This is a genomic window from Thermoclostridium stercorarium subsp. stercorarium DSM 8532 (assembly GCF_000331995.1).
GTDB classification, from domain to species: Bacteria; Bacillota; Clostridia; order DSM-8532; family DSM-8532; genus Thermoclostridium; species Thermoclostridium stercorarium.
The window spans coordinates 2,702,861-2,725,560 of record NC_020134.1 but is presented as its reverse complement, the minus strand read 5'-3'; the positions used below and the strand labels follow the sequence as shown (position 1 = coordinate 2,725,560).

The 22,700-nt window shown below is 44.6% G+C and carries 18 protein-coding genes; 14 read left to right on the top strand and 4 right to left on the bottom strand.

Features of this window, described 5'->3' with window-relative positions:
• Positions 1-15: 15 nt before the first annotated feature.
• The 4 genes from CST_RS11780 to CST_RS11765 all read left to right on the top strand — a co-directional run bounded on the left by CST_RS11780 (position 16) and on the right by CST_RS11765 (position 5,047).
• Positions 16-1,074, top strand: a complete 1,059-nt coding sequence (locus CST_RS11780) for an ABC transporter permease (protein WP_015360155.1) — start codon at positions 16-18, stop codon at positions 1,072-1,074.
• Between the two features lies 1 nt (position 1,075).
• Positions 1,076-2,104, top strand: coding sequence for an ABC transporter ATP-binding protein (locus CST_RS11775; protein WP_015360154.1), 1,029 nt, complete (start codon positions 1,076-1,078; stop codon positions 2,102-2,104).
• Entirely contained in the window at positions 2,076-3,071 is a 996-nt protein-coding gene (locus CST_RS11770; protein ID WP_015360153.1) for an ABC transporter ATP-binding protein, read from the top strand. Before CST_RS11775 ends, CST_RS11770 begins: the two co-directional genes overlap by 29 nt.
• A gap of 353 nt (positions 3,072-3,424) precedes the next feature.
• Positions 3,425-5,047 (top strand): peptide ABC transporter substrate-binding protein, encoded by a 1,623-nt coding sequence (locus CST_RS11765; RefSeq protein ID WP_015360151.1) that lies wholly within the window; start codon positions 3,425-3,427, stop codon positions 5,045-5,047.
• A gap of 144 nt (positions 5,048-5,191) precedes the next feature.
• On the opposite strand, the gene CST_RS11760 is transcribed toward CST_RS11765, so the two are convergent.
• Positions 5,192-5,527, bottom strand: a complete 336-nt coding sequence (locus CST_RS11760) for a rubredoxin-like domain-containing protein (RefSeq protein ID WP_015360149.1) — start codon at positions 5,525-5,527, stop codon at positions 5,192-5,194.
• A 204-nt stretch (positions 5,528-5,731) separates the two neighbouring features.
• Between CST_RS11760 and CST_RS11755 the strand changes: the two genes are divergently transcribed.
• The 5 genes from CST_RS11755 to CST_RS11735 all read left to right on the top strand — a co-directional run bounded on the left by CST_RS11755 (position 5,732) and on the right by CST_RS11735 (position 11,704).
• Positions 5,732-7,321 carry an NAD(P)H-hydrate dehydratase gene (locus tag CST_RS11755; protein ID WP_015360148.1) on the top strand — a complete coding sequence of 530 codons (1,590 nt, stop codon included), beginning with the start codon at positions 5,732-5,734 and terminating at the stop codon, positions 7,319-7,321.
• Positions 7,312-8,523, top strand: coding sequence for an alanine racemase (gene alr / locus CST_RS11750; protein WP_015360147.1), 1,212 nt, complete (start codon positions 7,312-7,314; stop codon positions 8,521-8,523). The genes CST_RS11755 and alr overlap by 10 nt, the downstream gene beginning before the upstream one ends.
• Before the next feature lie 204 nt (positions 8,524-8,727).
• On the top strand, positions 8,728-9,087 hold the full coding sequence (locus CST_RS11745) for a type II toxin-antitoxin system PemK/MazF family toxin (protein WP_015360146.1): 360 nt from the start codon (positions 8,728-8,730) through the stop codon (positions 9,085-9,087).
• A gap of 138 nt (positions 9,088-9,225) precedes the next feature.
• Positions 9,226-9,834, top strand: coding sequence for a hypothetical protein (locus CST_RS11740; RefSeq protein WP_015360145.1), 609 nt, complete (start codon positions 9,226-9,228; stop codon positions 9,832-9,834).
• A 31-nt stretch (positions 9,835-9,865) separates the two neighbouring features.
• The gene (locus tag CST_RS11735; RefSeq protein WP_015360144.1) at positions 9,866-11,704 is read left to right on the top strand and encodes an FAD-dependent oxidoreductase; all 1,839 of its coding nucleotides are present in this window, start codon (positions 9,866-9,868) and stop codon (positions 11,702-11,704) included.
• 17 nt (positions 11,705-11,721) lie between these two features.
• On the opposite strand, the gene CST_RS11730 is transcribed toward CST_RS11735, so the two are convergent.
• A complete protein-coding gene (locus CST_RS11730) occupies positions 11,722-12,822 on the bottom strand; it encodes a DUF3810 domain-containing protein (RefSeq protein WP_169316004.1) in 1,101 nt (366 codons plus the stop codon).
• 31 nt (positions 12,823-12,853) lie between these two features.
• On the bottom strand, positions 12,854-13,594 hold the full coding sequence (locus CST_RS11725; RefSeq protein ID WP_015360142.1) for a WecB/TagA/CpsF family glycosyltransferase: 741 nt from the start codon (positions 13,592-13,594) through the stop codon (positions 12,854-12,856).
• A gap of 237 nt (positions 13,595-13,831) precedes the next feature.
• On the opposite strand from CST_RS11725, the gene pcrA reads away from it, so the two are divergent.
• The 3 genes from pcrA (at position 13,832) to CST_RS11710 (ending at position 18,810) form a co-directional block, all read left to right on the top strand.
• Positions 13,832-16,030 carry a DNA helicase PcrA gene (gene pcrA / locus CST_RS11720; RefSeq protein ID WP_015360141.1) on the top strand — a complete coding sequence of 733 codons (2,199 nt, stop codon included), beginning with the start codon at positions 13,832-13,834 and terminating at the stop codon, positions 16,028-16,030.
• Positions 16,031-16,113: 83 nt separating this feature from the next.
• Complete coding sequence (locus CST_RS11715) at positions 16,114-16,332, top strand: hypothetical protein (protein WP_015485151.1); 219 nt, start codon at positions 16,114-16,116, stop codon at positions 16,330-16,332.
• Positions 16,333-16,440: 108 nt separating this feature from the next.
• On the top strand, positions 16,441-18,810 hold the full coding sequence (locus CST_RS11710; RefSeq protein WP_015360139.1) for a SpoIIE family protein phosphatase: 2,370 nt from the start codon (positions 16,441-16,443) through the stop codon (positions 18,808-18,810).
• Between the two features lie 28 nt (positions 18,811-18,838).
• On the opposite strand, the gene murC is transcribed toward CST_RS11710, so the two are convergent.
• Positions 18,839-20,242: a UDP-N-acetylmuramate--L-alanine ligase gene (gene murC, locus CST_RS11705; protein WP_015360138.1), complete on the bottom strand. Its 1,404-nt coding sequence runs from the start codon at positions 20,240-20,242 to the stop codon at positions 18,839-18,841.
• 421 nt (positions 20,243-20,663) lie between these two features.
• Between murC and spoVG the strand changes: the two genes are divergently transcribed.
• On the top strand, positions 20,664-20,981 hold the full coding sequence (spoVG, locus tag CST_RS11700) for a septation regulator SpoVG (protein ID WP_015360136.1): 318 nt from the start codon (positions 20,664-20,666) through the stop codon (positions 20,979-20,981).
• Between the two features lie 311 nt (positions 20,982-21,292).
• Entirely contained in the window at positions 21,293-22,696 is a 1,404-nt protein-coding gene (gene glmU, locus CST_RS11695; protein ID WP_015360135.1) for a bifunctional UDP-N-acetylglucosamine diphosphorylase/glucosamine-1-phosphate N-acetyltransferase GlmU, read from the top strand.
• Positions 22,697-22,700: the final 4 nt, after the last annotated feature.

Here is a 22,700-nt window from a genome sequence, read left to right as displayed (position 1 = left end):
GAGGGAGTGACTGAGATGGAGAAAATGAAAAATCCTTTCAGTTTTCAACTTGATGTTTCTGATTTTCTGCCTGCGGACGATGCGGAAAAACAGAGCCTTGTTGTTATGCGGGAAAGTGTGAGCTTCTGGAAAGACGGTTTCAGAAGGCTTAGAAAAAACAAACTGGCGATGGTATCGCTTGTTGTTATTATACTGATAATGATTTTTGCGTTTATTGTTCCGTACTTTTACCCGTATTCCTACGAACAGCAGATACGGGGAAGTGAAAACCTGGGCATTATGGAATATTCCGATGCTGAAATGGAGCGGATTGAAGCGGGGGAAAAAGTATTTCCGCATATTCTTGGCACCGACAGCCTTGGCCGTGACCTGATGATTAGAATTATGGTCGGGAGCAGAATATCGCTGCTGGTCGGAATTGTGGCAAGCGCGATAATTCTGGTAATAGGTTCGGTTTACGGCGCCATAGCCGGTTATTTCGGCGGCAAAATCGACATGATTATGATGAGAACGGTGGACATTATTTATACCGTCCCTGATATTCTCGTTATAATACTGCTTTCTGTAACGCTGAAATACCCCCTGAAGGAACTTTCGGACAATGTTAAGGGTTTTGGGTGGATAAATACCGTCGGAATTGGACTTATAAGCATATTTGTCGTGTTTTCGCTGCTGTACTGGGTTGGAATGGCAAGGATTGTAAGAAGCCAGGTACTTATGCTGAAAGAACAGGAATTTGTGGTGGCTGCAAAGGCGTTGGGGGCTTCGGGCAGCAGAATTATAAGAAAGCATCTTTTGACAAACAGCATTGGGACGCTTATTGTGACAACCACATTACAGATACCGTCTTCGATATTTACGGAGAGTTTCTTAAGCTTTCTGGGGCTGGGAGTATTTGCGCCGATGCCGAGCCTTGGCTCTCTTGCGTCCCAGGCAATAGGCGGTATTACCTCATATCCCCACCGGTTACTGGCGCCCGCAATAATGATAAGCCTTATTATCCTGTCCTTCAATCTTTTGGGAGACGGACTCAGGGACGCTTTTGATCCTAAACTCAAGAATCAGGAGGGGTAATGTGAGTAAAACGTTATTGGATATAAAAAATTTAAGACTTTCTTTTTTCACCCCCGCAGGAGAGGTAAAAGCCCTGAACGACGTTTCCATCAGCATGCAGGAGGGAGACGTGCTGGGTATTGTGGGCGAGAGCGGAAGCGGGAAATCGGTTACCGCCTCGGCCATAATGGGGATTACCGCCTATCCGGGGAAAATCATCGGCGGGACAATAGATTTCAACGGACACCGTATAAATGAAATGTCGGAGAAAGAACTGAGAAAGATCCGCGGCAAGGAAGTAAGCATGATATTCCAGGATCCCATGACGTCGTTAAATCCCGTTTATACAATAGGTAATCAGATACGTGAGGTTTTAAGGCTGCATACCGATTTGAGCAGAAAGGAAATATACGAGCGTTCCGTGGAGTTGTTGAAACTGGTGGGAATAAACGAGCCTGAAAAGAGGCTGAAACAGTATCCCCATGAGCTTTCGGGGGGGATGCGCCAGAGGGTGATGATAGCCATGGCCCTGGCATGTGAGCCAAAGCTTTTGATCGCCGACGAGCCCACAACCGCTCTGGACGTTACGATACAGGCACAGATTATAGATTTGATGACAGAGCTTAAAAACAAGATAAACATGTCAATCATTATGATAACTCATGATCTTGGCATTGTCGCAAGCATGTGCAACCGGATAGCGGTGATGTATGCGGGAAAGGTCGTTGAGGAAGGCACCACCGACGAAATTTTTTATAACCCGAAACATGAATATACGAAGGGTCTTTTACGCAGTATACCGAAAATTGATTCAGAAAAGCACGAAAAACTTATACCCATTGACGGGACACCGGTGGACATGCTTAACCCTCCGGCGGGATGCCCGTTCGCTCCAAGGTGCGAAAAATGCATGAGGATTTGTCTGAAAAGGATGCCCGAGTTTACACAGATTACCCAGACCCATAAAAGCGCATGCTGGATGCTGCAGAAGGAATCTTTCGAACGGGAAAGGAGGCGCGAAAATGGACAGGACAACCGAAAAGCAAATTAGAATTCCGGCGCACCCTTTAGTGGAAGTCCGGAATTTAAAGCAGTATTTTCCTGTAAAAAACGGTCTTTTCGGCAAAAAATACATTAAAGCCGTTGATGACGTATCCTTTTATATAAACAAGGGTGAAACCCTTGGACTTGTAGGTGAGTCGGGATGCGGGAAAACAACCACCGGAAGGACGCTGCTGCGCCTCTATGAGCCCACCGGTGGCAGAATTATTTATGACGGCGTGGATATAACAAAGGCTGACATGAAGCCTTACCGCCGGAAAATGCAGATTGTGTTCCAGGATCCGTACGCTTCTCTTGATCCGAGAATGACCGTAGGCGATATAATAGGTGAACCCATTGATATTAATAAACTGGCGGGTTCAAAAAAGGAAAGAAACGACATGATTATGGAAATGCTGAATAAGGTGGGCTTAAGCAGTGAACATGCCAGTCGCTATCCTCACGAATTTTCGGGAGGGCAAAGGCAGAGGATTGGCATTGCCCGGGCTTTGGCGGTCAATCCCGAGTTTATTGTCTGCGACGAGCCCATATCGGCCCTTGACGTGTCGATACAGGCCCAGATAGTAAACATGTTCGAGGAACTGCAGGAAAAAATGGGTCTGACATATCTTTTTATTGCTCATGATATTTCAATTGTGAAGCATATCAGCAACAGGATAGGCGTAATGTACCTCGGAAAACTTGTGGAGCTTGCCGAAAGCCATGAACTTGTGTTCCATAACGTGCATCCGTATACCAAAACGCTTATATCCGCCGTCCCGATACCCGATCCGGTATCCGGCAGAAATAAGAAAAGAATTATTCTTGACGGGGATGTACCAAGCCCGTTAAATCCGCCCGGAGGATGCCCTTTCCGCACCCGCTGTCCTTACGCTGATGAACGCTGCAGCGCGGAGGAACCTAAGCTGACCGAAATAAGCAAAGGCCATTACGCCGCCTGCCATTATATAAAATAAAAAACAAAGGAGACGGTTTTAGTAGACAGAAACCGTCTCTTTATTTTTTATGTGTTCAGGTAGGGTACAGTCAAAAACAAGATAGTAAAAGTTTCTTATGGTAATAGTAATGAAAAGCACTTGTGTTCCCTTTTCCGTGATGCCCGGGTTAACGGTTTCAGCACGTTTTTTGTGTTTTGGTTGCCGGTTTCATAGGTATAAACGTTTAATTACGGTTTTAATATGTACAAGTCTATGTATGAACCTTATAAAAACTGGAAATATTTATACTGTAGCGAAAACTGGTTCTGCTGCAATCTGGTTTTAATACAATACAAGGTTCGCATTAAACGGTTAAAAGGAGTGAAAAGGTTTTGAGAAAAAATCTGTTTCTTGTGTCCATTGTCCTTATAACAAGCATTCTGCTAAGTTCCTGCAGAACCGACAACCGGCAGGGGCAGGGAGGTGCCACACCCACTCCGAAACCTGTCGAGCTCGCAGTGCATGTCGGCTCGGAACCGGATACCATTGACCCTACACTGAATTCCGCTTCCGATGTGGCCACAATGCTGATCCACATGTTTGAAGGATTAACCACTCTTGACAAAAACGGCACTCCTGTTTATGCTCAGGCAGAATCCCATACTGTCAGCGACGACGGACTGACATACACTTTTAAACTACGTGAGGGACTTAAATGGAGCGACGGAAAACCTTTAACAGCCCATGATTTTGTATATTCATGGAACAGAGCGATTAGCCCCGAAACCGGCGCCGACTATGCCTATATGTTTGAATGTATCGAGGGCTATAACGAAGGAAAACTGAACGTTACCGCACCTGATGACAGGACGCTGGTTGTGAAACTGGTGGCGGTAACCCCGTATTTCCTTGAATTGTGCGCCTTCCCGGCATTTTTCCCCGTAAGGCAGGACATAGTCGAGGCAAACCCTGATACATGGACGCTTAAACCTGAAACGTATATTGGGAATGGACCGTACATGCTCGAGGAATGGGTGCATGATTCATACATTCTTTTAAAAAAGAACCCGAATTACTGGAATGCTTCTTCAATAACCGGACCCGACAAAATCCGGTTTATGCTGATGTCGGATGACAATGCCATTATGGCGGCATTTAAAAACGGCGAGATATTGTTTGCCGACTCTATACCAACTGACGAAATTGATGCATGGAAGGGAAGACCTGAATTTAATCTGCAGGCACAGTTGGGTACGTACTATATCAGTTTTAACGTAACCAAACCGCCGCTGAACAATCCCATGGTCAGAAAAGCCCTTGTACTCGCAGTAGACAGGGAATATATAGTGAAGAACATAGGAAAAGCCGGTCAGCAGCCTGCAGGCGCCTTTGTTCCCACCGGGCTTTTCGATGTGGATCCCACAAAGGAATTCCGTGAAGTTGGAGGTAACTATTACGATCCTTCAGGAGAAGCTTATGAAGCAAACCTGAGGGAGGCAAAAAAACTGCTTGCCGATGCCGGATACCCGAACGGGGAGGGCATTCCGACCATTGAATATATCTACAACGAGGGAACGGGACACCAGCTGATAGCCGAAGCTCTTCAGTCGATGTGGAAGGAAATAGGGATAAATGTAACGCTGACTTCACAGGAGTGGAACACTTTTTTGAATACGCGCAAAAACGGTGAATACTATATGGCGCGAAACGGCTGGACCGCCGATTACAATGATCCCATCTGTTTTCTTGACATGTGGATAACCGGCGGCGGAAATAATGACGCCCAATGGTCAAATGCGGAGTACGACGAGCTGATAAGGCGTATCAAGTCTTCTTCGGACAGGAAGGAACGAATTGAACTTATGCATAAAGCAGAAGACATACTTTTTGACGAATGGGTTGTGTGTCCTATTTACTATTACGTTGACATATATCTCAAGAGCGAAAAACTGGACGGTTTTTATTCCTCCCCCCTTGGATACAAGTACTTTATGTATACTACAATCAAAGAATGACCGGATTTACCCGGCAACGAAATTTTCCACCTTGTTATATCGGTTCAAACATGGAAAAGCAGGTTCTGCCGAACGGCAAACCTGCTTTTGTTCCTTTTTCCATTTTATAATACATTAACGGCAGACCCACAAGGAATTTCGTTATCAGAATTTGCCTTTATTCATATGGCTTGCAAGTTCTGCCTTAGAACGCTGCTTGATTATCCATGCTTCCTTCTTTGCCTTGTTAAACAGGGATACGCATGGCGGGTCGAGATTGATCTGAATGCCTTCTTCACATAACTTGATTATTCTCATGCAGAGCTCAACTATTTCCATATGGATGTCGTTTGTGCGGTCGGAAGCGTAAATTTTATCGGCATCCTCCTTGCTCAGCTCCACAAACTTATCCTTCGGCTGTTCGCATTTCGGACAATAATCCGGAGCTTCTTCTCCTTCATATACAAAACCGCATACCGTACATTTAAACAGTTTTTTCATATTCAGAACACTCCCCTTTTTTAATTTAGAAATTCGTACATATTATCACTTACCACATGAAACGGCAGGCTAAACATGAATTTAGGAAATACCGGCGATAAGCTGCCCGGCTAAATTGATTTGGCATATTTACATTAGTATAATTAAAATTGGTGCGGAAAAAACGGCAAAGCTGCAATATTTTCAGTACGGAGGCGTTCCGATATGAAACTGGCGACACCCGCTCAGATGAAAGAAATCGATGAAATTGCGATAAAAAAATTCGGAATTCCGGGTATAATCCTGATGGAAAATGCGGCGCTGAACGTGGTAAAAGCCGCAGCCGGGATGCTTCGGGAATGCGGTTCTGCAAAAATAACCCTTATAGCAGGAAAGGGAAATAACGGCGGGGACGCTTTCGCCGCCGCAAGACATTTGATGAAAAAGTTTGACGTGACGGTAATATCTCTCGCAGAACGGGATAAAGTATCCGGCGATGCCGGAGTGTTCCTGAATATTCTGGAGAAGCTGAATGCCGACATTAGGTATTGTACAAATTCCCATTCGGCTGGAGAATTAAAGGAGATTATAAACGGTTCGGATCTTATCATAGACGGTATTTTCGGAACAGGAATTCGCGGGGAAATAAAAGGATTTTATGCCGATGTTATCTCGATAATAAACGAAAGCGGAAAAAGAGTGCTTTCAATAGACATTCCTTCAGGGATTGACGGGGAAACCGGGCAGATTTGCAGTATAGCTGTTAAGGCCGAAAAAACCGTTACTTTTTCGTTGCCAAAGCCCGGGCTTTATCAGTATCCCGGCAGGGAGTATTCGGGTGATATTGTCATCGCCGATATCGGTATACCCCCACAGGCGATAGAACAGGCTGCCATTGCGGGCGAACTTCTCGATGAAGATTTTCTGCTTCGGTATATTCCGGAAAGACCCGCAGACGGGCATAAAGGTACATTTGGAAAGGTAATGATCATAACCGGCTCTAAAGGAATGACGGGAGCTGGTACGCTTGCCGCGTTATCGGCTTTCAAAACAGGCACCGGCCTTGTATATCTGGCCGTGCCGCAGTCTCTTTCGCCAATTTACGGAACCACTGTTCCGGAAGCGGTTTTAATCCCGCTGAAAGACAACGACGGGATTATATCGGATACCGAAACTGATTTTCTTCTAAACAGAGCGGCAGGCATGGACACTGTGGTTATAGGACCGGGTTTGTCCGCTGCGCCGGAAATACAGCGGCTTGTAAACGGTTTTGTTGCCGACTGCCCGGTACCTGTTGTGATAGACGCCGACGCGCTTAACGTGCTGGACATTGAAGTGCTGAAAAAACGAAAAGCCCCTGCAATACTTACACCCCATCCCGGGGAATTTTCACGGCTCTGCGGGTTAAGTACCGAAAGCGTGCAGAAGGACAGATGCAGGAAAGCCATAGAACTGAGCAAGAACACCGGTGCCGTGGTGGTGTTGAAAGGCGCGGGAACGGTTATAGCATGTCCCGACGGGAAATATTATATTAACACGAGCGGCCATAATTGCCTTGCGGTTGCAGGCTCGGGGGATGTCCTTGCGGGCATGATAGGCTCGTTTGCGGGTATGCGTGTGACCCCGGAAATGGCCGCGTGCCTTGGCGTATTCATTCATGGCAGATGCGGGGAAGTGCTTGCCGGAAAAAGCTACGGCCAGGCGGGTTACAGGGCGGGTGAAATTCCGCCCGTCATACCTTATGTGATTGGGAATATGCTTTGGAAAAGGCATGCAGAGGAAAGGCTTCATAAAATCTTTCAATCATGCGAATAAAAATAGGGAAGGAAGGACGTGTTTTGAGCTTTAACTATTACAGGGCATGGGCTGAAATCAATTTGGACAATATAGCGCATAATGTAAGGGAAGTGGCAAAACGAGTAGGTAAAATGACTGAAATAATGGCGGTGGTTAAAGCCGATGCTTATGGCCATGGCGTGTTTGAAACGGTTCCCACTCTTTTGGAAAACGGAGCAAGCAGGCTTGCGGTTTCAATGCTGGACGAGGCAATCCAGTTAAGGGAGTTTGGTATAAAGGTTCCAATTCTGGTGTTAGGCTATACCGAACCGTCGAGAGCCGAAGATATTATTAAATATAACATTACACAGACGGTTTTTAGCCATGAGCTTGCAAAAGCTTTGTCCGATGCCGCGGTTAAGCTGGGCAGGCAGGCGAAAATACATATAAAAATAGACACCGGAATGGGCAGAGTAGGTTTTAAGCCCGGATACGGTGCGGTAAAAGACGTAGTTAGAATAAGCGAACTTCCGGGTATAATTATAGAGGGACTGTTCAGCCATTTTGCTTCGGCCGATGAAGCCGACCCGGAATATACGAGGCTCCAGTTCGAACGCTTTGAAAGCATTGTCCAGGAGCTTAACCGGATAGGAATATTAATTCCCGTGAAACATATTGCCAACAGTGCCGCTGTAATCCAATACCCAAACCTGCATCTGAACATGGTGCGGCCCGGCATAATTCTTTACGGACTGTATCCGTCCGACGAGGTGGACAGGAAACTTATTGACATCAGGCCGGCGATGGAGCTGAAGGCAAAGGTTGTGCATGTCAAGGAAGTGGAGGAAGGAACGCCGATAAGCTATGGCCGGACATTCGTGACAAAGCGGAAAAGCCGCATAGCGACATTGCCGATAGGGTATGCTGACGGTTTCTCAAGGCTTCTTTCAAACAAAGGCCGGGTGTTGATACATGGGCAGTATGCCCCTATCGTGGGGACGATCTGTATGGATCAGTGCATGGTTGATGTCACGGATATAGACGGGGAAGTGAAGACAGGAGATGAAGCGGTGATATTCGGTGTTCAGGGAAATAACAGGATAACCGTTGAAGAGATAGCGGAGCTTTGCAATACTATAAATTACGAGGTTGTATGTCTGATAGGAAAAAGGATCCCACGGGTTTATTTAAGAGGCGGAAAGGTTGTCAATGTGGTGAATTACCTCAGGCAAACTTTTTAATAACCTTTGTACAATTTCTGTCATATGGTAATGTATGAAACTTTTAAAAAATTGTAATACTTAATTATAGATAGAAATAACAGTGATGACAAAAATTTATGTAATGCACATTTAATTTGACGGGGTCTACGAAAAAAAATATAATGAAATTAAATTGGAAATCGGATACCAGTGGGGTCAAATCCAGCACGGAGGAGTGGTTGTATGGAGATTAAAAGAGGGGATATCTTCTATGCGGATTTGAGTCCAGTAGTAGGTTCGGAACAAGGTGGTGTAAGGCCTGTGCTCGTTATCCAGAATGACGTGGGAAACAAATACAGTCCTACCATAATTGTTTCGGCAATAACATCGAGACTCAACAAAACCAAGCTTCCGACCCACATAGAGATACCTGGAGAAATGTATGGACTGAGCAAGGATTCGGTTATTTTACTGGAACAGATCAGGACGATTGACAAAAGAAGGCTGCGTGAAAAAACAGGCCATTTGGACGAAAACATCATGAAGAAAGTAAATGAAGCGCTAAGCACCAGTTTTGGCCTCGGAACCAATTATATGCAGTAGAAATACATACAGCGGAAGCTCATAACGAGGCCCGAACTGAAGAATCCATCAGTTAATCTGCCAAAGGTCTGAAAAAGGCCTTTGGCAATAATATATCAATAAGCGGGAGTTATATTTTGATGCAGGGGGTAACAAAAGATGAAGAGGAAGAGGAAGTTTTATATTTTAATGGCACTGGCGGCAATTCTCTCAACAGTAATCATTGCACACGCGGCGACGTCGGCGCAGCCCGGTAGTGAATTTGATCCTCTCGTGACAAAAAGTTATGTTGACGAACAAATCCAGAAACTGGCGGAAAAAATCGGAAGCGGTAAATCCACAGGAAGTTCTAAGCAAACCGGAAGCGTTGATGAGCAAGTCATCGATAATCTCAGAACCGATATAAGAGATCTCACCAATCTTATAATCGACGCATATACGAAAATCCAGAGCCTGGAGAAGCAAAATCTGGAGCTTATACAGAGAATACAGGCCCTTGAAAGCGGGTTTGTGGTTGTTGAAGCAACAAAAGGGCAGGTGGTTGTGCTTGGCGCAGGCTCGGAAATAATAGTCAGAAGCGGAGAAACCACGGCTATTTCGGGTATGAGCGGAGGCCTTGCCGATGTAACCGGAGCTAAGGATCTGGTTACAGGTGATAAGGTTCCCAACCAGCATCTGTTGATATCTTCCCGTGATGACGGAAGAGGTGTCAAGGTGGTTTCGGATAAGGCTTACATGCTAATCCGTGGCAGTTATTCTGTTCAGTAAGGCGTGAATTTTTGGTGTCGGTGTAATTGCTATGGACAGGAAACGTATAATACGGAACTTAATAGTTTGTGTGCTGTTTTTTCTGACTTTCAGGTTTGGAATCCTCCCTATTATAACAGGTCAGGAGCTTGAAAAACGGATACGGAAAACCAGTTTTTCAAGGAATGATAACGAATACGGGCTGGTTGTATTCGGAACCGAGCCCGAAGGAATTGCGGCAGCACTGTCTGCGGCAAGGATCGGAATAGAAACACTGGTGGTGACCGAGGACCCGGATCCCGGAAGTTATATAAAGTCTGCAATGATTACATACACTTCTCCTGACTATGCGGTTATAAACAAAAAGAAAACAAACCTAAATACCGGTATATATACCGAGCTGTTCGGAGACACGGGCGGGAATTTTTCATACGAGGATTATATCGTTACCGTGAGGCAGATGCTTGCGGAAGAGCCTAATATCACGGTTTTGTATAATGCCGAATTTTTGTCTGCCGAAACAGAGGCAAACGTGGTAAAGTCGGTTTCGTTCCGGCATGACGGAATGACTGAAACAATAAAAGCCCCTTATTTCATAGACGCTACGGAGAACGGGGATTTGCTGATTCTGTGCGGGGTTCCGTATTTTGTCGGCTCCGAGGACATAAATGTACCGAATGCGTTTATGCCTGTGGAGTTTAATTTTGTATTATCAAACGTTTCGTGGGACGATGTTCAGAGTATCAGCAAGCACAGTCAGAATTTGCAGGATTTTAAGGAGGTTTTAAGCCAGTATCAGAAACACAGCAGCAGAATAAGGATTTCAAATATCAGCATTATAGGCCAGCCCAATGATGAAGTGGTCATAAGCGGAATACGCGTGCATCAGGTAAATGTCGCCAACAAAGAACTGTTAAACGAAGCCTTTAATGACGCATTAACCGAGGCTAAAATGCTTACCGCATTTCTTAAGACCGCTTTTGTACCGTTTGAAAACTGTTCGTTCAAGACAGGACCTGCCGGTTTCTATATTCCTGAATACAGGCATTTTGAAGGCAGGTACACGCTGACTGTCGAAGACATTCTCGAGAACAGGAATTTTCCCACAAAAATAGTAATGGCGACGGGGCCGATAGATGCCGACAAATTTATAAGTGCCGAATTGTCGGAAGAATACACGTATATACTTGGAAATCCAGTGGTTTACAGCATTCCCCTCGAATGTTTCATTTCGAAAAATTATGACAACCTGCTTATGGCGGGACGAAAGGCTTCCTTTTCCTCGCTTGCTGCAACGAGCGCGGGCAGAATGCCGGTAAGTATTACCGCCGGACATGCCCTTGGAGTAACTGCGGCATACTGTTATATTAACGATGTAACTCCTGTCGAACTGTGCAATGCGGATGAAAATGTGCTTGAGGATTATCAGAAGTTGCTGAAAAGATCGGGAATAACCCTTATGGATTTTGACGAGAAGAACCCAAATGAAGGGCACTGGGCATGGCCGTCGGTGAAGGAGCTTGTTAAATACGGCCTTGTGGCAGGCGGGCCGGATAATGACTACCTCTTTGATGTGGAAGCATATCAGGAAAACCTTGTAACATTAATTATAAATCTGATTGTAAAGGCGGCACCGGAAAAGTATTCGCTGAAGCTTGACAGCCGTATAAGGCCTTATGCCACCGAGAACTTGCTTACCGGAGAGAAAGCCTGTGAAATAGTGCTGAAAGCGCTGGATATTCCGTTTGAGCCCGGAAATGCATGTGTTACGGCGAAGGAAAATAACATCATCCCCGATGAAATTGCAGGGAAAATAACCCCTGAATCCCCGGTTACGATGGATTGTGTATATGTACTTACAACGCGCGTGGTTGACCTCCTGAAACAGTAATCACCCGAAAGATGAATCTAAATGGAATTGTTTTTAAGGTAATGGGCTATAAGGAGATCAACGAATTTTCCGTAACTTTGAATCCCTGCGGGCTGATTATTGCTTTTAAGGTAGGTCTCATTTATTCTGTCGGCGATTTTCGTTGCGGTTTCTTTCTGATACCTGTGCCAGAAGTTTCGTATTTCCCGCAGGTCGTTTTTTATGCTTTCACTTAGAAGCCCGGAAATTTCGCCGTACAGTTCGGGCGAATTTCTGTATAGAGCATTTCCGGTATAGGTTAATGCCGAAAGATACCCCGAGTACTGAAACAGTACGTCGGGGTGATTTTTACATGCCAGAAATGCCACGTAATTGGCTTCGTCTTCAAAGGTAATTCCCATCTGATGCGCAATTTCATGACATGCCGTGTGGGGAAGGGTAACAAGCGGCGGTTCTGTGTTTATGTTCGGCTCGCCGGTAATGAAACTGTAAACACCCGTGTATCCGGATATTGTCTGTATGCGGGAGAAAATGAGGCCTTTCACTTTCACTTTTTGTGAATGAAAAAGGTCATACTGCTCCGCCAGCGTAATATATCCTTCCCATGCAGTTTCGAGAATGTTTTTCACTTTCTTCCCGGTCCTGACGGTATCCCCGGTGTCCGAGAGTGTCCGGCGTATGTCGTTTGCCCTCAGAACCAGGGCTTCATAGGTGTCAGCCAGGGCTTCCACTGAGTTACCGGTTACGTCAAGCCCCAGCTGATCTTTAAGCGGCAGACGGTAATTGTTAAGATTCCATAAGAACTGAAAAAGAAAAATGCCAATGGAAAAAAGCAAAATCACAAGGGTAAAAAAACCGGTTAACTCCCTGATAAATTCCCGCCTGAAAGCAGAGCGGACAAGCCTGACGATCCTGTATAACCCGTAAATGACCAGAATTACTATGACTAATTCGTAAAGAGAAAAGGGAAAGAGATTTGCAACAGATGTCTGGATTTTGGAACTTACAGGATAAATTCCCCTTGAAAAATATTTTTCAACAAGCTGCGGATTTTGTGAGGCCCACCTTTTTACAGCCTGCGCGGTCAGCAGGAGCGCTGCCGAAAGCGTCAGCATTACTGTTTTCCGTTTTTTGTTCATAACGTGTTTTTCGGAAAATCCGGCCATTTTATCACACTTTCCTGAAAAAACGTTTTTTTAACGTTAAAATCAAAAAGCGCGGCAAATCCATCATGCGCTTAATCCTTCGCGGTTCCTTTATAAGCCTGTACAGCCATTCAAATCCCGCTTTTCTTATAAATTCAGGGGCTAATGACGCCTTGCCGGCAAATACGTCAATACTTCCGCCTATGCCTATAAGGACCTTGCAGTTAAGGCGGTACATATTCCTGTTTATCCAGTATTCCTGTTTAGGTGCGCCCATTCCGACAAGAACTATGTCGGGCTTGGCACTGTTTATCCGCTGAATTACGTCATCTTCCTCCTCGGGTTTGAAATACCCGTGGTCGTACCCTGCTATTTTTATCTTTTTATACTCGGCAATCAAATTCACTGCCGCCATTTCGGCCACGCCGGGCTGGGCGCCGAGTATGTAGAAACTTATGTTTTTCCCGGCAAACTCCCTGAAAAGATTTTTGGTCAGGTCTATTCCTGAAACCTTTTCCTTGAGAGGTGTTTTCAGTATTTTTGAAGCCAGTATCACTCCTGCCCCGTCAGGCACCAACAGATCGGCCGAATTAAGAAGTTCTTTGAATTCCGGGTCCCGCTGCGCCTGCATTATTATTTCCGAATTAGGAGTGAAAACCGCCCGTGGAACCCGGCTTTCCTCCTCGACCCATGTCTGTATCAGACGAACGGCTTCGCGCATTGTGACGTTATGGATTTTAACACCGTGGATGTCTGTCCTTGTCATGTGTTTTATCCTCCGTTGTGCTTTTGGCTTATATATTATATCCCATTTTATCCGTGTAGAAAAGAGAGTGAGGTAATGCCATTCTAAGGCTTCATACAGGATACGCAGGAATTAAGTTACCTTAACTTGCCGGTGAAGGAAATCAGACAAAAGAACGGTTGTTTGAAATAATGAACATAAACCTGTATAATAAATTTACAATTTGAATAAAATTAAAAAAGTAATCGGAGGAATACGATGAATCTTATTCAGGGATTGAACCCACAGCAGAAAGAAGCGGTATTGCATACCGAAGGCCCGTTGCTGGTTCTGGCGGGAGCCGGTTCGGGGAAAACCAGAGTACTGACCCACCGTATTGCTTATTTGATAGAAGAAAAAGGAGTTTCGCCGTATAACATTCTGGCGATCACCTTTACGAATAAAGCCGCAGGGGAAATGAAAGAACGGCTTGAAAAACTGATTGGTACAAAAGCCCTTGATGTATGGGCGGGTACTTTTCATTCCTGCTGTGTAAGAATATTAAGGCGGGAAATAGAACGCATCGGGTTTGGCCGGAATTTTGTCATATACGACACTTCTGATCAGGAGACACTGATGAAGGACTGTATCAGCCAGCTTCAGTACAATGAAAAACTTTTTCCGCCGAAAATGGTGCTGGCGGAGATTGGTAGGGCAAAGGATGAACTGATTGATCCTGAAAAATACGCCATAATGGCAGGTTCGGATTTCAGGCTCAGCAAAATAGCAAGGCTTTATGAGTTGTACCAGAAAAAACTGAAGGCCAACAATGCCCTGGATTTTGACGATATTATAATGTATACTCTGAAAATATTTGATGATTTTCCGGAAGTACTGGAATATTATCAGAATAAGTTTAAATACATCCTTGTGGACGAATATCAGGATACAAACACCGCCCAGTATGTACTGGTGAGCATGCTGGCGCAGAAGCACAGGAATGTCTGCGTGGTCGGCGACGATGACCAGTCAATATACGGCTGGCGCGGAGCGAATATACGCAACATTCTGGAGTTTGAAAAGGACTTTAAAGGATGCCGGGTAATAAAGCTTGAGCAAAATTACAGATCAACGGCCAATATATTGAATGCGGCGAATAACGTTATTAAGAACAACTTTGGCCGCAAGCCCAAGACACTGTGGACCGAAAACGGGGAAGGGGATAAGGTACGGGTATATGAAGCGCTGGACGAAAAGGAAGAGGCTTACTTTGTGGCTAATCAAATTAAAAGCGAAGTAAGGAAAGGCAGACGAAGTTACCGGGATTTTGCCGTCCTTTATAGAATAAACGCCCAGTCCCGCGTTTTTGAAGATGCGTTTATGAAAAACGGTGTACCGTATAAAATAATCGGCGGCCATAAATTCTATGATCGCAAGGAAATAAAGGATATTATTGCATATCTCAAGGTTATACAGAATCCGCACGACGACATAAGCTTAAAGAGGATAATTAACGTGCCGAAAAGAGGTATCGGCAAAGCCACCATCGACAAGGCCGAACAACTGGCGATAACCCACGGCGTAAGCATTTATTCGGTGATAGTGCAGCCTGAAAATTTCCCGGAACTTGCGCGGGCGGCGGAAAAACTTAAATCATTTACCGATACGCTGGCAAGGTTCAGGACGATGCTTTCATATATGGATTTGGTGGAATGGATTAGAATGCTTGTTGAAGAAAGCGGTATTATTCGCGAACTGGAGGCCGAAGGAACGGAAGAGGCAAAAAGCAGGATTGAAAACATCCGGGAGTTCCAGTCGGTGGCGGTGGAGTTTGTAAATAACAGTGAAGAGACAAATCCCACCGTCGAGGATTTTCTTGCACAAATCTCCCTTGTTTCGGATGTGGATGATTTGAACGAAGAGGATGACCGGGTTGTGCTGATGACAATGCACAGCGCCAAGGGACTTGAATTTCCGGTGGTGTTTCTTACGGGTATGGAGGAAGGTCTTTTCCCCGGTATGCGATCCTTCGGTTCGGAAAGCGAGATGGAGGAGGAACGCAGGCTCTGCTACGTTGGGATTACAAGAGCAAAGGAAAATCTTTACCTTACCTATGCGAAAACAAGAATGCTGTTTGGAAATACAACATATACAAGACCTTCCAGATTTATTGACGAAATTCCGCCGGAATTGCTGGATTATGCTGAAAACAGGCCTTTCAACGACGGCATTTCCGTACTGAATAACCGGTTAATCGGCGCCGAGACGTGGAAACAGCGTACTGCGTCGTTTTCGCAGGCACAGGAAACAGATCCCTGTGATATTGAAGTCGGGGCCCGTGTTATACATAAAAAGTTCGGTGAGGGCACGGTAATAAAAAAAGAACGGGAAGGATCGGATTATAAACTGGAAATAATCTTTGACGAATATGGTCTGAAAAGGATGATGGCTTCTTTTGCGAAACTGAAGCTGTTATGATGATTTTCTTATGGACTGCGACATAATTTTTCCCTGCAGTGGGCATACTTCATGAAGAATGCTCATATTGTCGGGAGGGGATTGTGTTGAGCGGTTCAATGTTCTATGACGAACTCAGGCTCATAGGAGAAAACTGCAGCCATTACAGGCAGCGGAGGTATGGTTCGGGCGCTGTAATGAGGATATATGAGGAAGAAGGCATATCATGCAGTACGTGCAAGAACTGGTCGGGCTCCCGGTGCATAATTGACGCTTTTGACAAGGTAGCGGCGGATATTGGAATAGTCCCTGAAAAAAACTGAGCCGGAAATTTTCCGGGAAAAACTGTAAAACGACACCGAAAGACATTAGTGATCTGTATAATCAATTTATACAGTTTTACTAATGATAAAACCGGGAGGTCGTTTTACATGAAAGGGACTTCTGTATACAGCCGTGGCATTGCGGTTACCGGCAAAAAGATGACGGAAGTATGGAACAGGCTTAACCTTACTTCCAGAAAACTGTTTGTGTCGGCTTTTTGCGGAATAATATCTCACGGTACCGTTTTGGGTGTACTGAGACCTTTTGGCATTTCCTTTTACGCAGCTTTATCAGAAGGCACCGCTGTTAAAGTGTTAATGGCAGTTTTTATTTTCCTCTGGAATGTTGTCAGGGGAGATCTTTATGAATCATTAAGGCAAATCGCAATAATTCTGCTTTATGAATGGATTGGAAAGATTTTTTTTCGGGATGAGAAAAATCCGGGGTATTTCAGGAATTCATTATTAATTTCCGCCGCCACAGTAATTACTGGGATATTTCTTTTCATTATCACCGGGCAAATACTTGAATCACTGATTATTACTGTCATAGAAACTGTTATTGTATATATTCTGACCGTTGTGTTTTCAGCAACTGTTCACGATGGGGAATTAACGCAGCAGGGCCGTGATATGCGGAAACACACAGGGTATCTCGGAATACTTGTGCTTGGAAGTGCCTTTATCCTTGGCATATCCGGAATTGGTGTGGCATGGTTCCGCATCGACAGGATAATTGCAGGGTTGGGTCTCCTTATGCTCACGAGGCATTTAGGTCCGGGTTTTGGAGCATGTGCGGGATGCATGGCAGGGCTTGCATTGTCGGATTCCAATGATTCTTTCATATCCCTTGCAGGAGCGTATTCGATAGCCGGCATGGCGACGGGGATGTTTCGCGGTTCGAAGTTTACGGCTGGAAGTACGTTTATTCTGCTGCAGTTTATTTTTTTAATTTTGTATCCTGATTTGCCCCTGTATTTTGCCGAGGCGGTGATCCCGGCAGTACTGTTCATGATTGTTCCTGATTTAAGGGTGGGAAAGGTTTTGTCGATAAAAAGCCGGATTGACGAGCCCGAAGGCGAATCTGAAATAACCGGAAGGATACGCCGTTACGCGGCGGAAAAAATATGCAGCATGTCAAAAGCTTTTTACAGGCTTGCCCATACCATGGAACGTCAGTTGCAGGATTATTCGTTCGACGGGGACGACTTTTGCGGTTCCATAATAGATCAACTCACCCAAAAGATATGCAGTTCGTGCAACAAAGCAAGCGTATGCTGGGAAATGAAACTGTATTATACCTACAGGGTAATGTGCGATCTTATAGATTCAATCCAGTCGGAAGGTACCGGTACCGTCGGTGAGGCCGAAAAGGAACTGGCGTTTTTTTGCGTAAAAAGCGGGCCGGTTATTGACGCCCTTTCAAGAATGATTGAAATAAAGCGCGTGGACAGGCTTTGGCAGAAAATATTATATGAAAGCCGCAGTATTATACCCGAACAAATATACTGTGTTTCGGAAATACTTACCGGCATTTCGGCTGAAGTGGTAAACAAAATTAAGTTTTTCAGCGAAGAGGAAAAAAACATCGAGGGGTTGCTTAGAAAAAGTGATTTTCCCGTAATGAAGGCAGAAGTGAAAAGGGATGAAAACGGCAGGTTCCATGCCGAAATCTGGTTTGACCGCTGCAAAGGTCATAAGCTGTGCCGGAAACTGATTGAAGACACGGTGACAAAAGTTTTGGGCGTTAATATGGTGATGGATGAAGGCGACTGTAAAAACTGCGGCAGGGAACTGTGCATTGTATCTTTAAGGGAGAAGGAAGCCCTGGGAGTAATAACCGGAATATCAAGGCTGAAAAAAAGCAAGGCAAATGTTTCGGGGGATTCTTTTTCTTTTCTGAAAACCGACAACGGAAAGTACGTTGTGGCGTTAAGCGACGGGATGGGCAGCGGAAGGGAGGCAAACAAACTCAGTGAAACGGCAATAGGACTGTTTGAACAGCTTTTGAACTGCGGCGTTTCAATACGGCTGTCGCTAAATCTTGTGAACATGCTGATATCTGCCAGGAATTCCGAAAAATATGCGACTATGGATGTGGCATCGATAGATTTATACACCGGAGAAACCGAATTTTTTAAAATGGGCGCCGTGCCCAGCCTGGTGGTAAGCGGAAACAGCATGGACTACATACGGATTGACAACCTTCCCGCGGGGTTTCACCGGGAAGGCTCAGTTCAGTGCGAGAGGAGAAAAATCACCGACGGGGAGTTTATTATAATGATGACCGACGGCGTTTACGAAAAGCTCAGCGAAGGTTTTGGAGAAAAATTCCTGGACAGGGTGATTAGCACGAAAAATATGTTAAATCCACAGGAAATGGCCGACAGTTTGCTAAAAAAAGCCTGCGGGGATGACGAGAACATAGATGACGATATGACCGTACTTGTGGCAAAGGTATGGCGTAAAACGGGATGAAAAGAACCTTACCGGAAACGGTAAGGTTCTATCCCACCGCCCTGATTTTTTTTTCTGCAAGAAACATTTCCCCAACTTTGTATACATCACCGGCTCCCATTGTAAGAACCAGATCGCCGGCGGAAGAATCGTGAATAAGGGAATCAACTATGTCTTCAAAAGAAGAAATATAAACCGCATTGTTCAAATGTTCGTTGATTCTTCTGACAAGCTCGGATGAATGAATAATTCCATTGTCTTTCTCCCTTGCGGCGTAAATATCTGTAACATAAACCTTATCGGCAAGGGTGAAGGCTTTCGAAAATTCGTCTATCAGTTCTTTTGTCCGCGTATAGGTGTGGGGCTGGAACACGCATAAAACCTTACCCCTGGTACAGCTTCGCGCGGATTTCAGGGTGGCTATGACTTCGGTGGGGTGATGGGCATAATCATCCACAACCTTTATTCCGTCGATGGTACCTTTAAGTTCAAAGCGACGGCGCGTTCCTTTGAATTTCCTCAGGCTGTTTTGTACAATGTCCAGCGGGATATTCAGCGCATTGCACGCGGCAATACAGGCCAGACTGTTGCTTACGTTGTGCAGGCCTGGAATGCTCAGTTTCATCCGCATTATGCTTTTCTTTCCGCAGACCACGCGAAAAGACGGAAAACCGTTTTCGTCGAAAGTAATGTTTCTGGCTGTCCAGTAAGCTTTCGGAGAGGTCAGCCCGTAAGTTATGGTTCTGCATTTAAGCTGTCCCAATATCCGAAGAACATGTTCATTGTCTGCGTTCCCTATAACAAAACCGTCAGACGGCACACTGCCTGCAAATTTCGAAAAGGAATTAACTATCTGGTTGATGTCATGAAAATAGTCCAAATGATCGGGTTCGATATTCAGAATGACTGCCATATAAGGATTTAATTTCAGAAAACTGTCCTTATACTCACAGGCCTCGGTAACAAAGAATTCGGATGAACCCACCCTTGTGGTGCCGCCAATGACATCAAAAACTCCCCCTATATGAACGGTGGGGTCTTTTTCGGCTTCCATCAGGCAATAGGAAATCATAGAAGTGGTTGTTGTCTTTCCGTGGGTTCCCGATACGGCAATGCTTTTTTTGTAACTGCGCATGATTTCGCCCAGTAACGTAGCTCTGTCAATAACGGGAATGCCTTTTTTTCTGGCGGCTTCAAGCTCAGGGTGATCGGTGGGCATTGCCGCTGTGTAAACGACAAGATCCTGGTTTGTAATATTGGAAGGTTCCTGTTTTAAAAATACAGGAACGTTTTTAAGTTTTAATCTTTCAACAATAGGTGAATTTTTTACATCCGAACCGGTAACATGAATACCCATGCTTAATAGGATTTCGCTAAGACCGCTCATGCTTATACCGCCTATACCAACCATATGGACGGTTTTGCCGGATAAACTCGTCAAAAGCTCGCTCATAGTAACACCTCAAATATTTATCGGAGGGGATGTTTTCCCAAAAAATTCATATATATAATTATAACCGCTTCAGGTCTCTGTTACACTACAACGAAAAACAGAAACCAACGTCATTATACTATATATACAGATTATTCACAACATAACAATGTTTCACTTTGTCTGTCCCCTTTAATAAAAAACAGCCGGTGGCCAATCCAGCGTTTACCTGATCCATATACATTATATGCAAATCAGTTAATATTTTTACACAAAGCATATTCATAAGGAATATGGTAAATAAAAGAAAAAATTTTTAATAAAATTCTGAAAAAAAGAAGGATTTATTTAATTTGTGGCGAATAATACCTATAACGGGAAATTACATAATTTGTGTGCAATTTCCCAACCACAACACTTGGATACGGAAGGTGGTACGGAAATGGAAATTACTGATATCCGCATCAGGAAAATTGATACGGACGGAAAAATGAAGGCTGTCGTGTCGGTGACATTCGATAATGAGTTTGTGGTTCACGATATTAAAATTATCGAAAGCCAGAATGGAATGTTCATCGCGATGCCCAGCAGAAAAACACCGAGCGGAGAATTCAGAGATATTGCGCATCCCATTCATTCTGAAGCACGCGCAAAAATTCAGTCAGCGATACTTGAAAAATATCAGACAATGCTGGTTGAGGAAGAAGTTGCGAATAAAGCCGCAAAAAGCAGTTCAGAGGCAGAAGACAAAACTGAATAAAACAGGCATAAAGATTTGAACGGTTGTTTTTATAAGTTTCAGTATTTTCGGTTGTGAAAAATTTCGACGCGTCCGCACCTGCCGGAAGAAGGCGGTGCGTTTTTCTTTTCTTAGTGCAATCATTTCATTATTGATCCCGACGGAGCAAAAAATACCGGTACTTTTGTCTATTTTGTATGTTGAAAAAATACAATAAACGTGAGAGAATGAATATGGCCTGATGTACTTTGGGTTCTGCTGTTTTATTATTAATATAGTTATAAATATTGGTTATTTCAAGTTTAGGTCACCGGGGAAGGAGTAAAATCCATATGGAATCGGTTTATGCTGTTATACTGGCTGCAGGAGCAGGAACGCGGATGAAGTCCGCAAAAGCCAAAGTTATTCACGAACTGTGCGGGAAACCAATGGTTAACTGGGTAATAGACGCCGTTAAAGCTTCAGGAATAGAAAACATCATTGTTGTTACAGGGCATCAGGAAGAACAGGTAAGGGCATGTATAGGAGGAAACGTGGAATTTGTCTCGCAGAAAGAACAGCTGGGCACAGGGCATGCGGTTCTTCAGGCAAAGCCTTTGCTTGACGGTAAGAAAGGCACATGTCTGGTCCTGTGCGGTGACACTCCGCTGATTACGCCGGATACCATAAAAGAGCTGATTCATGAGCATACTGAAAATAGAAATGACATGACGGTTTTAACGGCTTTTCCTGAAAAACCGGAAGGCTACGGCAGGATACTTAGAGACGCGTCCGGGCAGGTGGCGGGAATTGTTGAGCACCGCGATGCCACGCCGGAACAGCTGAAAATCAGGGAGATTAATACAGGTATATACTGTTTTAACATTCAGTCTCTTTTAACATCCCTGGGGAAATTGTCAAATCAAAATAATCAGCACGAATACTATCTAACTGATACATTATCAATCATTCTTGCAAACGGCGGAAAGGTCGGTACAAGTTCGGTAAACTGCAGCGATGAAGTCATGGGGATTAACGATCGTGTTCAGCTGGCATGGGCTCAGAAAATTTTGAACAGGCGAATCATTGAGGAGCACATGCGAAACGGTGTTACCTTTCTTGATCCCGACAGCTGTATTATCGGATGTGACGTTGAAATAGGCATGGATACGGTTGTATATCCCACAACAATCCTTGAAGGCAGCACGAAAATAGGTCAGAACTGTGTGATTGGGCCCAATTCGAAAATCACCGATACCGTTATCGGAAATAATGTTACCGTATTGAGTTCTGTTACAGTTGAAAGCACAATCGGGGATAACACCAAGGTCGGGCCTTTTGCTTATCTCAGGCCCGGAAGCAAGATAGGGAAGAATGTAAGAATTGGCGATTTTGTAGAGATAAAGAAGTCTGTTATAGGCGACGATACAAAGATTTCGCATCTGACTTATGTGGGCGATGCGGAAGTAGGCAGGAACGTAAACATTGGCTGTGGCGTTGTTTTTGTCAATTATGACGGCGAGAAGAAGAATAAGACCATCGTGGGTGACAACTGTTTCATCGGATGTAACGTAAACCTTGTTGCGCCTGTGGAAATAAAGCCTGATGCATATATAGCCGCAGGATCAACAATAACCGAGGAAGTCCCCGAATACGCCCTTGCAATTGCCAGATGCCGTCAGACAGTCAAAGAGAACTGGGTAATAAAAAAAGGAAGGTTAAGAGGGAGAAAACCTGAGGAAAAAGCTGAAAAGTAATTTT

Bases quoted from the DNA above. Each gene is read 5' to 3' on its own strand.
- CST_RS11730 (WP_169316004.1), bottom strand. From the start codon at position 12,822: ATGAACAAAAAACGGAAAACAGTAATGCTGACGCTTTCGGCAGCGCTC.
- murC (WP_015360138.1), bottom strand. From the start codon at position 20,242: ATGAGCGAGCTTTTGACGAGTTTATCCGGCAAAACCGTCCATATGGTT.
- CST_RS11710 (WP_015360139.1), top strand. From the start codon at position 16,441: ATGAAAGGGACTTCTGTATACAGCCGTGGCATTGCGGTTACCGGCAAA.
- CST_RS11740 (WP_015360145.1), top strand. From the start codon at position 9,226: ATGAAGAGGAAGAGGAAGTTTTATATTTTAATGGCACTGGCGGCAATT.
- CST_RS11755 (WP_015360148.1), top strand. From the start codon at position 5,732: ATGAAACTGGCGACACCCGCTCAGATGAAAGAAATCGATGAAATTGCG.
- CST_RS11760 (WP_015360149.1), bottom strand. From the start codon at position 5,527: ATGAAAAAACTGTTTAAATGTACGGTATGCGGTTTTGTATATGAAGGA.
- CST_RS11780 (WP_015360155.1), top strand. From the start codon at position 16: ATGGAGAAAATGAAAAATCCTTTCAGTTTTCAACTTGATGTTTCTGAT.
- CST_RS11770 (WP_015360153.1), top strand. From the start codon at position 2,076: ATGGACAGGACAACCGAAAAGCAAATTAGAATTCCGGCGCACCCTTTA.
- spoVG (WP_015360136.1), top strand. From the start codon at position 20,664: ATGGAAATTACTGATATCCGCATCAGGAAAATTGATACGGACGGAAAA.
- pcrA (WP_015360141.1), top strand. From the start codon at position 13,832: ATGAATCTTATTCAGGGATTGAACCCACAGCAGAAAGAAGCGGTATTG.
- glmU (WP_015360135.1), top strand. From the start codon at position 21,293: ATGGAATCGGTTTATGCTGTTATACTGGCTGCAGGAGCAGGAACGCGG.
- CST_RS11725 (WP_015360142.1), bottom strand. From the start codon at position 13,594: ATGACAAGGACAGACATCCACGGTGTTAAAATCCATAACGTCACAATG.
- CST_RS11735 (WP_015360144.1), top strand. From the start codon at position 9,866: ATGGACAGGAAACGTATAATACGGAACTTAATAGTTTGTGTGCTGTTT.
- CST_RS11745 (WP_015360146.1), top strand. From the start codon at position 8,728: ATGGAGATTAAAAGAGGGGATATCTTCTATGCGGATTTGAGTCCAGTA.
- alr (WP_015360147.1), top strand. From the start codon at position 7,312: ATGCGAATAAAAATAGGGAAGGAAGGACGTGTTTTGAGCTTTAACTAT.